The sequence below is a fragment of the Flavobacterium panici genome, from assembly GCF_903819335.1.
Taxonomy (GTDB): Bacteria; Bacteroidota; Bacteroidia; order Flavobacteriales; family Flavobacteriaceae; genus Flavobacterium; species Flavobacterium panici.
The window spans coordinates 304,676-318,797 of the sequence record NZ_CAIJDE010000044.1 but is presented as its reverse complement, the minus strand read 5'-3'; the positions used below and the strand labels follow the sequence as shown (position 1 = coordinate 318,797).

General features: G+C 35.3%; 9 protein-coding genes. 7 read left to right on the top strand and 2 right to left on the bottom strand.

The window, feature by feature from the left end:
* Positions 1 to 296 precede the first annotated feature (296 nt).
* The 7 genes from FLAPXU55_RS13915 to FLAPXU55_RS13885 all read left to right on the top strand — a co-directional run bounded on the left by FLAPXU55_RS13915 (position 297) and on the right by FLAPXU55_RS13885 (position 11,604).
* A complete protein-coding gene (locus FLAPXU55_RS13915) occupies positions 297 to 1,952 on the top strand; it encodes an arylsulfatase (RefSeq protein ID WP_180858426.1) in 1,656 nt (551 codons plus the stop codon).
* Positions 1,953 to 1,983: 31 nt separating this feature from the next.
* A complete protein-coding gene (gene epsC / locus FLAPXU55_RS13910; protein ID WP_053471682.1) occupies positions 1,984 to 2,808 on the top strand; it encodes a serine O-acetyltransferase EpsC in 825 nt (274 codons plus the stop codon).
* A gap of 208 nt (positions 2,809 to 3,016) precedes the next feature.
* Positions 3,017 to 3,937: a cysteine synthase A gene (gene cysK, locus FLAPXU55_RS13905; protein ID WP_180858424.1), complete on the top strand. Its 921-nt coding sequence runs from the start codon at positions 3,017 to 3,019 to the stop codon at positions 3,935 to 3,937.
* A gap of 105 nt (positions 3,938 to 4,042) precedes the next feature.
* Positions 4,043 to 4,963, top strand: a complete 921-nt coding sequence (locus FLAPXU55_RS13900; protein ID WP_053471684.1) for a family 2A encapsulin nanocompartment shell protein — start codon at positions 4,043 to 4,045, stop codon at positions 4,961 to 4,963.
* Entirely contained in the window at positions 4,947 to 6,878 is a 1,932-nt protein-coding gene (locus FLAPXU55_RS24185) for a family 2A encapsulin nanocompartment cargo protein cysteine desulfurase (RefSeq protein ID WP_180858422.1), read from the top strand. Before FLAPXU55_RS13900 ends, FLAPXU55_RS24185 begins: the two co-directional genes overlap by 17 nt.
* Positions 6,879 to 7,220: 342 nt before the next feature.
* A complete protein-coding gene (locus FLAPXU55_RS13890; RefSeq protein WP_180858420.1) occupies positions 7,221 to 10,199 on the top strand; it encodes a SusC/RagA family TonB-linked outer membrane protein in 2,979 nt (992 codons plus the stop codon).
* 10 nt (positions 10,200 to 10,209) lie between these two features.
* Positions 10,210 to 11,604 carry a RagB/SusD family nutrient uptake outer membrane protein gene (locus FLAPXU55_RS13885; protein ID WP_053471687.1) on the top strand — a complete coding sequence of 465 codons (1,395 nt, stop codon included), beginning with the start codon at positions 10,210 to 10,212 and terminating at the stop codon, positions 11,602 to 11,604.
* Between the two features lie 206 nt (positions 11,605 to 11,810).
* Here the strand turns inward: FLAPXU55_RS13885 and FLAPXU55_RS13880 are convergent, their stop codons facing one another.
* Positions 11,811 to 12,263 (bottom strand): DUF1810 domain-containing protein, encoded by a 453-nt coding sequence (locus FLAPXU55_RS13880; RefSeq protein WP_053471688.1) that lies wholly within the window; start codon positions 12,261 to 12,263, stop codon positions 11,811 to 11,813.
* Between the two features lie 176 nt (positions 12,264 to 12,439).
* A complete protein-coding gene (gene rocD, locus FLAPXU55_RS13875; protein WP_180858418.1) occupies positions 12,440 to 13,693 on the bottom strand; it encodes an ornithine--oxo-acid transaminase in 1,254 nt (417 codons plus the stop codon).
* Between the last annotated feature and the right edge of the window lie 429 nt (positions 13,694 to 14,122).

Genomic DNA, 14,122 nt, shown 5'->3' with positions numbered 1-14,122 from the left:
TATATGTGCAGCTGCTGTTAATTCTTCCTTATACGTTCGCTTTGAATCGGTTTAAAATTAAAAACGGAAACTATAAATCGAACTGTGTTTATTCCCAAATTTTATTGAAATATTCCTTTGATGCTTTTGCCTCAGAAGATATCACGTTATACTAAATCAAAAATGAAAATAGAGACGACAAACTAACATTCTTTTTGATTACCAAAGGTCATTTCTGCGGCAACAGAAATGACCTGATTTTAAGAACATTTATCACTTACAAAAACAAAAAAACAAACGACAAAAAGTACATTGCAATGAATACAAAAATTACAAAACTTCTTTTTTCTATTCTCTTAACCGGAGTTGTAACTTCTCACGAGTTACATGCTCAAACAGAATCAAAACCCAATATTATTTTGATTTTGGTTGACGATATGGGGTATTCAGATTTAGGAAATTATGGTTCCGAAATTAAAACACCAAATCTCGATAAGCTAGCTACAGAAGGTTTACGCTTACGCGAATTTTACAATAACTCAATTTGTGCGCCAACACGCGCTTCCCTCCTAACCGGACAATATCAGCATAAAGCCGGAGTTGGATTTTTTGATGTTAATTTAGGTTTACCGGCTTATCAGGGTTATTTAAATAAAGAATCTTTGACATTGGGAGAAGTTTTCCGTTCTGGTGGTTACAGCACGCTTTTATCGGGAAAATGGCACGTAGGTTCTGAAGATCAGGCGCAATGGCCAAATCAAAGAGGTTTTGATAAGTTTTACGGAATCTTAAAAGGAGCATCGAATTATTTTGATACAAAACCACTTCCGTTTGGAAAAACACCATATCCGGTAAAATTAATCCGCAATAATGAAGAATTACATCCAAAAGACGATTCGTATTATTTTACAGATGAAATAGGAAATAATGCCGTCACTTTCCTTGATGAGCAAAACAAAGAAAATAAACCTTTCTTTTTATATCTGGCTTTTACGGCGCCACACTGGCCGCTGCAGGCAAAACCTGTTGATATTGCCAAATACAGAGGGAAATTTGATGAAGGCTGGGATGTTTTAAGAGAAAAGAGAATCCAGAAACTAAAAGCCAGCGGGATTTTACCTGCCGATCAAACTATATCGCCAAGAGATCCTGAAGTTCCGGAATGGAATAAGTTAAGCTACGACGAAAAACAATTCTGGAAAGCTAAAATGGAAGTATACGCCGCAATGGTCGACAATATGGATCAAAACGTTGGCAAAGTTCTGGACAAATTAAAAGCGCTTAAAAAAGACAAAAACACGTTGATTGTTTTCATTTCAGACAATGGCGCTCAGGGCGGATTTAATACCTATAATCCGCTTGGAAGAGGCTTGGTTCGAAATGATGGACCAGTTGGAACTTCGGGTTCATTTGACTATCAGGAACAAAACTGGGCTTATTTATCGAATACACCATTGCAGCAATATAAAAATAATATGCACGAAGGCGGTTTCAGTTCTCCGTTTATTGCTTGGTTTCCATCCAAAATAAAAGCAGGCAGAATCGAAAAAGGAACCGGACATATTATTGACCTCGCTCCTACTTTCTATGAACTAGCCGGAATAGATTACCCAAAAGAATATAATGGTGTGACGACAAACGCTTTGGTTGGAAAAAGTTTGTTGCCTGTTTTATTTAATAATGTTTCACAGGTCGATAGAGGCGCACCATTATTTTGGGAAAGAGCAGGAAACAGAGCTGTTCGCGACGGAAAATGGAAATTGGTTTCCATTTATCCTTCTTACGAATGGGAATTATACGATCTTGAAAAAGACCGAGGCGAAACGACAAATGTCGCTCAGCAAAACCCGGGAATTGTAAACAACCTTTCGGCTTCTTATTTTGAATGGGCTGACAAAACCGGAGTGGTTGAATACAGCAAATTCAAACTAAAACCAGAAACAATGCCAGGCGGTGCGGCGTTAAAAAAATAAAATTATTTTCTAACCATAAAATTAAATCAATATGAATTCATTTTATCAGGAAATTGCAAGACAGCATCAGGAATTATTAATACTTCCTGAAAAGAAATTAATCCATCAGTTTATAGATGAATTGTTTTCGATTTTGTTTTCGAATACTTCAAAATCCTACGGTATTGTGGCGATTATTGAAAATAAATTTGATGGATTAGAAAAACAATTTGACGAGCTTGTTTTAGACTTTGCTCCTAAAAATCAAAATACCAAAAGGCAGACGGAAACCTTTTTTGAAGCCCTGCCCTATTTACATAAAAAAGCGTTGAATGACGCTCAAACTATTTTTGCAAAAGATCCTGCAGCCAAATCTTTAGAAGAAGTATTATATTCGTATCCAGGTTTTTTCGCTATTGCCGTTTATCGATTTTCTCATCAGCTTTGGAAGCAGGATTTAAAATTATTAGCCAGAACAATTTCAGAATACGCGCATATTAAAACCAGCATAGAAATTCATCCGGGTGCCAAAATAGGAAATGATTTTGCGATTGATCACGGCACCGGAATCGTTATTGGCGAAACCACAATTATTGGCAATAATGTTCAAATTTATCAAGGCGTTACGCTTGGTGCTTTGAGCGTTAAAAAAGAGGAAGCTTTTATCAAAAGGCATCCTACAATTGAAGACAACGTTATTATTTACGCCAACAGCACAATTCTTGGCGGACAAACAACTGTAGGCAGAGATTCTATTATTGGAGGAAATGTATGGCTGACGTATTCTGTGCCTTCCAATTCGGTTGTTTACCATAAAAATGAGATGAAGGTTAAGGACAATAATCCTTTTCCCGAACCCATTTTTTATTCTATTTAAATTGAGTATAATTTTTTAACACATAAACCGTCTTGTAAACTTTGTCAAAACACAAAGTTTGTCATTCCGAGGAACGAGGAATCGCACTCGGATATCTACAAAGATTGGCGATTTTGTTTGCGGAATTACTAGTGCGATTCCTCGTTCCTCGGAATGACAAAAAAGTGTTTAAATTACTCAATAATTGAAGCATAAAAATATCAAACACATGAAATATCAGAACATTTTAGAAACCATTGGCAATACGCCGCACATCAAGCTCAACAAGCTTTTTAAAACCCACGAGGTATGGATTAAATTAGAAAAAGCAAATCCGGGATCGAGTATCAAAGACAGAATTGCGCTGGCAATGATTGAAGATGCGGAGAAAAAAGGACTTTTAAATCCTGATTCAATTATTATTGAACCAACATCCGGAAATACCGGAATTGGACTTTCGCTTGTGGCAGCCGTAAAAGGTTACAAAGTAATTATTGTAATGCCGGAATCGATGAGCGTGGAACGCCGAAAAATTATTGAAGCGTATGGTGCTGAATATGTTTTGACGCCGAGAGAAAAAGGAACTTCTGGCGCGGTTGAAAAAGCAAATGAACTGGCTTCAACAATTAAAAACTCTTTTCTGCCTTCGCAATTTACAAATCCTGCAAATGTTGCGGTTCATGAAAGAACAACGGCACAGGAAATCCTAGCCGATTTCCCGGACGGAATTGATTATCTAATTACCGGCGTTGGAACAGGCGGTCACATTACCGGAGTTTCTAAAATATTAAAACAGCATTTTCCCAATTTAAAAACGATTGCCGTTGAGCCAGCACTTTCTCCCGTTTTAAGTGGTGGAATTCCTGCTCCTCACCCATTACAGGGAATTGGTGCCGGATTTATTCCCGAAGTTTTTAACAGAGAATATATTGATGAAATTGTTACTATCGAAAAAAATGACGCTTTTTCATTCGCAAAAAAATTAACCAAGGAAGAAGGGATTTTTGGAGGAATTTCGACCGGAGCTGCATTAGCTGCCGTTTCTAAAAAACTGAAAAATATTCCCGAAGATGCCGTAATCCTGACTTTTAATTATGACACCGGAGAACGTTATCTTTCTGTTGAAGAATTATTCGATTTTTTCTCCTAAAAAACAACAAATCAAAATCTTACAATAAAATAAAACCCGTAATTTTAAGAAATAAATCTTAGAATTGAATAAAAATAAAATAATTAACCGAAAAACCTTAAAACTATGGCAGAATTAGAAAAACAACAGACCGCATTAGGCGATGTTGCTGCAAGACAGTTAGCAATTGCAACTCGTACCGTTCCTCAAATTGGAACTATTACTCCACGCTGGTTAACGCATTTACTACATTGGGTTCCGGTAGAATCGGGTGTATTTCGTTTGAATAAAGTAAAAAATGCCAATCATATCGAAGTAGATTGTTCGGCACGCGATGAAAGAGTTTTACCAAATACTTTCGTTGATTATATCGAAAATCCGAGAGAATACAATCTGGCTGCCGTACAAACAATTGTTGATGTACATACGCGTGTTTCTGATTTATACAGCAAACCATACAACCAGATTTCAGAACAGCTTCGTTTAGCTATCGAAACTATTAAAGAACGTCAGGAAAGCGAATTAATCAATAATAAAGATTATGGATTATTAAGCAACGTTGCTCCTTCTCAAATTATAAAAACAAGAACGGGCGCACCAACTCCGGATGATTTAGATGAATTGTTGACAAAAGTGTGGAAAGAACCAGGTTTTTTTCTTTTACATCCTTTAGCAATTGCAGCTTTTGGACGCGAATGTACACGTCGTGGAGTTCCGCCCCCAACAACTTCTTTATTTGGATCACAATTTTTAACATGGAGAGGAATTCCGCTTATTCCATCTGATAAATTACCAATCGTAAAAGGAAAATCAAAAATTATTCTTTTAAGAACAGGTGAAAGCCGTCAGGGCGTTATCGGATTAATTCAGCCGGGATTACAAGGCGAACAATCTCCTGGATTATCAGTTCGTTTTATGGGGATTAACGAAAGAGCCATTGCTTCTTATTTAGTATCTCTTTATTGTTCTTTGGCTATTTTGGTAGATGATGCTATTGCTGTTTTAGAAGATGTAGAAATAGGAAAGTATCATGAGTACAAATATTAACAACAACGGTTTACCAAACATCGACGATTTGCAAAATTTAGCAAACGAGTTGTTTAAAGCTTTACCGAATGAATTTCCAAAAGAAATCTCATTAAGTCCGGATAAAGCCGAACATCCTCGTGCGACAAAGATTGCAGAAACGATTTTGCACGCCGGAAATGTTGATCAGTTTGGTCAGTTTCCAGTAGTAAGTCCGTCGAGTACACCGCCTGCGCCACCTGCATTTAGCGGATTTGGAGCTTCTCCATCTGTAATAAATTACGGAAATGGAGCTTCAGCTTTGTACCCAAATGCCGGAGCAGGCTTTGATCCGCAAAACAGAAATTCATCTTCAGGAGTTCAGGAAAACCATGATTTAAATATCAATGATCCGCATACCGGATTTCATGATATTAATTTGAAAAACGGAAAATCTCCACAACTTAATGAAGAAAGTCTTTTTTCGGGGTTTTCATTGAACCATCAATATTTGCCATTTCAAACAGAGAATTCTTCTTTTGAGATCGAATTACAGGCTGCTTTGGCATCGGTTGATACACAGTTTAAGAAACGTGAAGATTTTCCGTTAAACGGAAATGAAGTAGCAAATTCATACTATTTTTTAGATCAGAATCCTTTTGCTTTTGATAAAAGAAGTACAGATATCATTGTTGGAAATTCATTCGAACATAAAGAAATCAATCTTTTTAAAGGACATAATTTTGATGCTGCATTGGTAAAAAAGGATTTTCCGATTTTAAGAGAAACCGTAAACGGAAAGCCATTAGTTTGGTTTGATAATGCGGCAACAACTCAGAAACCACAATCGGTAATTGATCGAATTGCGTATTTCTATGAACATGAAAATTCAAATATTCATCGTGCGGCACATGAATTAGCTGCCCGCGCATCTGATGCTTATGAAGCGGCTCGTGAAAAAGTAAAAGCTTTTTTAAATGCTTCTTCTGTAAACGAAATTGTTTTTGTGAGAGGCGCAACAGAAGGAATAAATCTGGTAGCTTCGACTTGGGGCGAACAGAATTTAAATTCGGGAGATGAAATTATTGTGAGTAATCTGGAACATCATGCGAATATCGTTCCGTGGAAACGTCTTGCTGATAAAAAAGGCTTGAAATTAAGGGTAATTCCTGTTGACGACGACGGTCAGATTCTGCTGGATGAATATGCAAAACTGCTGAATTCTAAAACACGTTTGGTTGCTTTTACACAAGTTTCAAATGCATTGGGAACGGTAACTCCGGCGAAAAAAATAGTGGAAATGGCACACGCTGCCGGAGCAAAAGTTTTGATCGACGGCGCACAATCGGTTTCGCACATGAAAGTTGATTTGCAGCATTTAAATCCGGATTGGCTGGTTTTCTCAGGACATAAATTATTTGGTCCAACGGGAATTGGAGCATTATACGGAAAAGAAGATTTACTAAACGAAATGCAGCCGTATCAATCTGGCGGAAATATGATTCAGGACGTAACTTTTGAGGAAATAAAATACCACAAAGCACCGAATCGTTTTGAAGCCGGAACAGGAAATATCGCCGATGCCATTGGCCTTGGTGCCGCAATTGATTATGTAACCAAATTAGGAATTGAAGCTATTGGTCAATACGAGCATTATTTGTTAGAATATGCCACAAGACTTTTAAAAGAAATTCCGGGTGTACGATTAATTGGAACTGCAAAAGATAAAGCAAGTGTATTGTCTTTTAATTTACAAGGTTATTCAAACGATCAGGTTGGACAAGCTTTAAATAAAGAAGGTGTTGCTGTAAGAACCGGACATCATTGTGCACAGCCTATTTTACGCCGAATGGGAGTCGAAACAACAGTTCGTCCTTCATTAGCATTTTATAATACAACCGAAGATGTCGATACTTTTATTAAAACCATTTGGGAACTTAAAAAAGTTAGATTCTAAAAAAATAGAGAGAATGCAATTGATACATTCTCTCAAAAAGATAATTGCTTTTTTTGATATTTTAAGTAATTATACCCTGAAAGCGATTGTTTTATAACAGTCGCTTTTTTTATTAAAACTACGCTTTTTGGCGATAAAAAAACAGTACTTTTTTTAACGAAATTATTCTGCCTTACATTTTTATCAAAAAATCAAACAATTTTCATCAAAAACCAACAAACACGTATAGAAAAGTTATCAATATCACAAAACTGGTTGTAATTGTTATTTTTAGTGTTAAATTATCGCTAAAAATTAACATTAAATTAGGATATTTGAGAGACTAATTTAAACGAAATGAATATGAAAATTAAATTAAAACATTGCTTGTGGTTGTTTTTACTATTTGTACAAATAGCTGCAGCACAAGAATCAATTTCCGGAAAAGTAACAGATAAAAAAGGCCTGCCAATTCCCGGAGCAAATATTGTAGTACAGGGAAAAAATATCAGTGCTCAAACTGATTTTGACGGTCTTTTTAAAATCGCCGCTAAAAAAGGCGAAATATTGGTTGTAACTTATGTAAGTTATAAAACTGTAGAAGTTCCTGCTTCTAATAATATTACAATCCAACTCGATGAAGTTCAAAATGAACTTGAAACCGTAGTTGTTGTAGGTTACGGAACACAATCGAAAAGAAATCTAACGGATAATATCGCGCGTGTAACTGCAAAAGATATCCAGCAGATTCCGGTTTCAAACGTACAAAATGCTTTGGTAGGTAAACTGGCCGGAGTTCAAATTACACAGACAAACGGTAAGGTCGACGGAGGTATTAATATTCGTGTGCGTGGTGCGGCGAGTATTAGTGCAGGCACGCAGCCTTTGTATGTTCTTGACGGAATTCCGTTAATTAATGATGATGAATCAAGCAACGGTGCGCCAACCAACCCGTTATTGACTTTAAGTACTAATGAAATTGAATCTATAGACGTTTTAAAAGATGCGTCTTCGGCAGCAATTTATGGTGCACGTGGAGCAAACGGAGTTGTTTTAATTACTACTAAAAAAGGCCGTGAAGGAAAAGGAACTTTTACGGTAAACCTTTCGCAAGGAGTTAGTGAGGCTACCCATAAAAGAAAATGGCTTAATGCAAAACAATACGTTGAATTATTGCAGGAAGCCGGAAGAAACGTTAACGACTTAGAATCTGTTGAAGATGAGTTAGAATATCTATCTCAGGGAACGGACTGGAGAAATGGTGAAGTCGATACAAACTGGCAGGATATTGCTTTAAGAACAGGTTATACTACAGATGCTGATTTTTCTGCTTCTGGAGGAGATGAAAAAACAAAGTATTTCTTTTCTGGTGCATACAATAATACAACTGGTATTGTTGACAGTAATACTTTAGAAAGATTTACAGCGAGAACAAACGTATCACATAAAGTTACAGATCGTTTAACTTTAGGAATGAACCTTGGTTTTTCGAGATCTTTAATTCACAGGGTTCAGGATGATAATTCATTTTCTTCTCCACTTCAATCTGTTGCTCAGGCGCCAATTTCGCCTGCAAGATTAGAAGACGGAAGTGCAAACCCTAATACAGAATATTCAAACTACCTTTTAGCAAAAGATAATACGTTCTGGAAAACGATTATGCGCAGACTTACAGGTAAACTTTTTGCTGAATTTAGAATCCTTAATTCATTAAAATTTAATTCTGATTTCTCATACGATCTTTTATCACAAACAGAAGATTACTGGCAAGGTAAAAACGCTCCTTTTATGGCCACAGACGGAGCTGTATTTGCGACTTCTGTAAATACAGAAAATTATGTTTCGAGTAACTATTTTACATTTGATAAAACATTTGCAGAAAAACATACTTTTAACGTTGTAGCTGGTATGGAATTCAACAAATACAACAGAAGATATCAGGATGTAAACAGTATTTATTTCTCAAGCGATGATTTTCAAACTGTTGACGGTGGAGCTGAAGTAAATGAAGGTCACGGAAATGAAACGGATTATGCGTTTGTTTCTCAATTTGGAAGATTGAATTATTCTTTCCAGAATAAATATCTTTTAAAAGCGAGTATTCGTCGTGATGGTTCATCTCGTTTTGGAAAAAATGAACGATTTGGAGTTTTTCCAGCCTTCTCTGCCGGATGGGTTATTTCGCAAGAAGAGTTTTTAAAGGATAGTAAAGCTATTTCCAACTTAAAAATAAAAGGAAGCTGGGGTAAATTAGGAAATGCTGAAATCGGGAATTTTGCTTCTCGTCAGCTTTACAGACCAAATCCTTATAACTTAAAATCAGGTCTTACATTTGATCAGCCTGGAAATGATGATTTGACTTGGGAAAAATCAGCTCAAACAGATTTTGGTGTTGAAATTGGTTTTATAGACCGATTTTCAATCGAAGCAGATTATTACCAAAAAGATACTGACGGATTATTATTTGAAGTTCCGTTACCAATAAGTTCCGGAGCGGCTTCTATCAATAAAAATATTGGAAAAATAAGAAGTAATGGTTTTGAACTTACTATCAACACTAAAAATATTGATACAGAAAACTTTAAATGGAATACGAGTTTTAATTTGACAACAAATGAATCAAAGGTTAAATCGCTTCCAAACGATAACAGAGACATTATAGTTGGATACAATATAAACAGAGTTGGAGAAAACATTTCATCTTTCTATTTAGTTGAATATGCAGGAGTTGACCCTGACAATGGAGATGCTTTATTTTACAAAAACACTAAAAAAGCCGATGGTACACGCGACCGTACTACAACAAGAAATTATAGTGAAGCAGAACGTATTATTGCAGGAAACCCTTTCCCTACTTTAATGTCTGGTTTAACAAACACAATTCTTTACAAAGGTTTTGATTTTACCTTTACATTTCAGGGAGAATGGGGCGCGAGTATTTATAATTCAGCAGGAATTTATCAATCAACTGCGGCTGATTATTTTGACAACCAAACAGCTGATCAGTTAAACAGATGGCAGAATCCTGGTGATATTACAGATGTACCTCAAGCCAGATTTGGAGGCTCAAATGGTACACAAGATTCTTCTCGTTACCTTGACAAAGCCGATTTTGTTCGTTTAAGAAATTTAACTTTAGGATATACACTTCCTAAAGATGTTTTGAAAGATTTAGGAATGAGCAGTTTAAGAGTTTATTTTACGGCTGTTAACTTATTAACCTTTACAAACTACGAAGGAAATGATCCTGAAGCAAGAAGAGATGACAGCGGAATTGGAGAAGATTTTTATTCAGCACCTCCGGCGAGAACAACAGCAATTGGTGTAAACTTTAATTTTTAAAAAGAAAAAGATGAAAGCAAATAAACTAATCCTATTTATATTTTTCGCTGCGTTTTTTACAAGCTGCGAAAATGAATTAGACATAGAACCTAAACAGAGAGAAGACGCTAATACAACATTAAGTACCGAAACCGGAGTAACAAATGTACTAACCGGAACTTACGCTCTGGCAGCAAATGGAAATGCTTATGGCGGAAGGGTTTTACTTTACGCAGACTTACTTGGTGTAACAGGAGTTTTAAGCACAACCGATTTAAGATGGCGTGGTACTTTTGGAGAATTAAGACAAATGTATAGTAAAAACATGTTGTCTGATAACGTAATTATCGAAGGCACATATGCGAGATTATATGAAATTATAAACGCATCAAACACGGTTATCGAAAATATCGACAAAGTAAAAGATCCGGACAGACAAGCTGTTATGATTGGCGAAGCTAATTTTTTAAGATCATTGGCTTATTTTGATTTGGTTCGTTTTTTCGCAAAACCTTATGAAACGGGTCAGACAAATAATCAGCTAGGAGTTGTAATAAGACCAAATGCTATTTACGACTTTAGCGTAGATTTATCAAAAGAAAGAAGCACGGTTGAAGAAGTTTATAAAGTTATTATAGACGGTTTAAATCTTGCTTATACAAACTTACCGGAAGATAATGGTTTTTATGCCGATAAATATGCTGCACAAGCTTTATTAGCAAGAGTGTATTTACAACAAGGCAGATACGATTTAGCCAGAGATGCGGCAAATGACGTTATTGAAAACAGCGGACATGCATTGTCACAAAATTACGCAGCTGCTTTTAATCATGATACAGATCAGGCTGAAGATGTTTTCTCAATTCAAATTACCAAACAAACGGGTGTAAACGATGCTGTAACTTTTTATGCATCTGAAGGTAACGGAGGACGAGGCGGAGATTTTTCTATTCGTGATGCTTATCTGGAAAAATTCAGTGATCCTGATGACAGAGCTGAGTTTATCTATGAAAATGAAGATAATGGCAGAATTTTAACTTCTAAATTTACTGATCAGTTTGCCAATGTTGGAATTATTCGTCTGGCAGAAATGTATTTAATTAGAGCAGAAGGAAATTTTGAAGAAGGAACTGCAATTGGGAATACTCCTGTTGATGATATTAATATTATCAGAGAAAGAGCTCATGCTGATGATTTGGCAACAGTTACAATCGATGATATTTTATTAGAAAGAGAATTAGAACTTGGAATGGAAGGATTTTTAATTCACGATATTAAAAGAACCAAACGTTCCATTTTGACAGAAACCCCAGATGGAGATCCGTTATTATTAACTTATGATGCTGATAAATTAGTATTCCCAATTCCGTTAAAAGAAACAGATGCTAACAAAAAAATCACTCAAAATCCCGGGTATAGAATTTAATTGAAGGTTTCTTAAATAAAAAAAACATTCGTTTTCACGAATGGTTTTTTTATTTAAGAACATTTCTCATTTTAGATATATAATTTTAGTACAAACACTTATGTAATAAACCAAAAAAGCCATTCTCCCCACAGAATGGCTTTTTCATTTAATAACAGATTCTAAGTAATATATAAAAGGTAATTTTTAATCAATAATCATCCCAATTATGCTTCAGCTGGTACTTTCATTAATTCCTGAGCAATTGTCAAGGTAACCGGATCTAAATGCCCCGAATAAAAAGTATCTAAAAGTTCCTGAAATATTGGGTTTGCATTTTCTACTTGCGAAAACAAACTCAAAGACGAACGCAATTTACGTGCATCCAAATCTCCCAAAATAGTTTCAATAGATTTGGTCTTAAAGTTTAAAAGAAGCTGTGCAATCTCAACCAAATGTTTAGCTAAAATTGGATGATTCAAATAAGCTTGTGCTTCTTCAAGATCAGCAATGGCGTAATATTTAGCAATATCACTTTTTCCTAATCCTTTTATCTGCGGAAAAATGAACCACATCCAGTGTGTTTCTTTTTTACCTTTTTTCAATTCAGAATAAGCAGTTAGGTAAAGTTTATTTTGTGCATCCAAAAAGCGCGTTAAATCATTATTTGCGTAAGCCATCTGTAATAAATTTATAAAGGTTCAACAAATATTTGCCGTCTTAAATTCTACAGTCAAAACTACTCAGGAAGTTAATTTTTAAATTACATAATTTTCGTCTGTTGTTATATAATTTATACCTCATAAAAAAAGCTGCATCATAAATGCAGCTTTCATTAATAACAAATTGTAACCTTTTATAATTTAAATTCATTCAAAGATTTCTCAATAATTTCAAGACATTCTTTAATTTGATCTTCAGTCATAACTAATGGCGGAGCAAATCTAATTTTATTTCCGTGAGTTGGTTTTGCCAATAACCCGTTGTCTCTAAATTTCAGGCAGATTTCCCAGGCTAAATCAGAATCTTCACCGCTATTAATCACAATTGCATTCAAAAGACCTTTTCCACGAACAAGCGTAATTAAGTTATTTCTCTCCGCAATTTCGTTTAAGCCTTTTCTTAAAATAACACCTAAACGTTCTGCGTTTTCAGCCAGTTTTTCTTCTTTCACCACTTCAAGAGCCGCAATCGCAACCGCCGCCGCAATAGGATTTCCACCAAAAGTAGATCCGTGCTGACCCGGTTTAATAACATTCATGATTTCGTTATTACACAAAACTGCCGAAACCGGATAAACACCGCCAGAAATTGCTTTACCTAAAATCAAAATATCCGGCTGTACATTTTCGTGATGAACCGCTAATAATTTTCCCGTACGTGCAATTCCGGTTTGAACTTCATCGGCAATAAATAAAACATTATGTTTTTCGCATAACGCTTTTGCTTTCGCCAAATAACCTTCTGACGGAACATAAACTCCAGCTTCACCCTGAATTGGTTCCACTAAAAATCCCGCTATATTTTTTGATGAATCTAAAGCTTTTTCAAGAGCTTCAAGATTATCATATTCAATTTTTATGAATCCATCAGTAAATGGCCCAAAGTTTTTACGAGCCGTTTCGTCATTTGAAAATGAAATGATTGTAGTGGTTCTTCCGTGAAAATTGTTCTCGCAAACAATTACCTGCGCTTGGTTTTCTGGAATTCCTTTTACTTCATACGCCCATTTTCTACATACTTTCAAAGCTGTTTCAACAGCTTCTGCACCCGTATTCATTGGCAGTACTTTATCAAAACCAAAATACTTCGTGATATATTCTTCGTAATTTCCTAATTTATCATTGTAAAAAGCACGAGAAGTCAGTGTTAAAGTCTGTGCCTGATCAACCATTGCTTTTACAATTTTAGGATGGCAGTGTCCTTGGTTTACTGCAGAATAAGCCGATAAAAAATCGTAGTATTTTTTTCCGTCAACATCCCATACATAAACGCCTTCTCCTCTTTCTAAAACCACAGGAAGCGGATGATAATTATGAGCTCCGTATTTATTCTCTTTTTCAATCAAAATTTCTGATTTTGACGAAAGGGTGTTTTCTGTATGTGTCATGATATTTAACTTTAAAAAAGCAAAAGTAATAAATTTTTCAAATCTACAAGCCTAAAAAGTATATTTTGACTTCATAATAGCAATTAAAAAGTCAAAACAGCAGTTTTTAAAACAATACAGAATCAAATTTAATTTTTAGAAATTTTGACTTTATAATCTTTTATTAAAAAAAATGGCTACTTTTATGGCTATATAGTTTTGTCCCTACGGGACAATTTGTTGGGGGCGCTATATTTAATGCTACCGATATTTTATCTCTACGAGATATTTTTGAAATAATGGATAAATATCATGAAACGGTAATATCATCAATAATCCATGATATGATTATTAGAAATTAAATCAATAGCAACGTAACTCCGTTAGGAGTTAAATATCGGTAGAAAAAAGAATAAGATAACGGTAAAATGTCCCGTAGAGACTATACAG

Bases quoted from the DNA above. Each gene is read 5' to 3' on its own strand.
- FLAPXU55_RS13915 (WP_180858426.1), top strand. From the start codon at position 297: ATGAATACAAAAATTACAAAACTTCTTTTTTCTATTCTCTTAACCGGA.
- epsC (WP_053471682.1), top strand. From the start codon at position 1,984: ATGAATTCATTTTATCAGGAAATTGCAAGACAGCATCAGGAATTATTA.
- cysK (WP_180858424.1), top strand. From the start codon at position 3,017: ATGAAATATCAGAACATTTTAGAAACCATTGGCAATACGCCGCACATC.
- FLAPXU55_RS13900 (WP_053471684.1), top strand. From the start codon at position 4,043: ATGGCAGAATTAGAAAAACAACAGACCGCATTAGGCGATGTTGCTGCA.
- FLAPXU55_RS24185 (WP_180858422.1), top strand. From the start codon at position 4,947: ATGAGTACAAATATTAACAACAACGGTTTACCAAACATCGACGATTTG.
- FLAPXU55_RS13890 (WP_180858420.1), top strand. From the start codon at position 7,221: ATGAAAATTAAATTAAAACATTGCTTGTGGTTGTTTTTACTATTTGTA.
- FLAPXU55_RS13885 (WP_053471687.1), top strand. From the start codon at position 10,210: ATGAAAGCAAATAAACTAATCCTATTTATATTTTTCGCTGCGTTTTTT.
- FLAPXU55_RS13880 (WP_053471688.1), bottom strand. From the start codon at position 12,263: ATGGCTTACGCAAATAATGATTTAACGCGCTTTTTGGATGCACAAAAT.
- rocD (WP_180858418.1), bottom strand. From the start codon at position 13,693: ATGACACATACAGAAAACACCCTTTCGTCAAAATCAGAAATTTTGATT.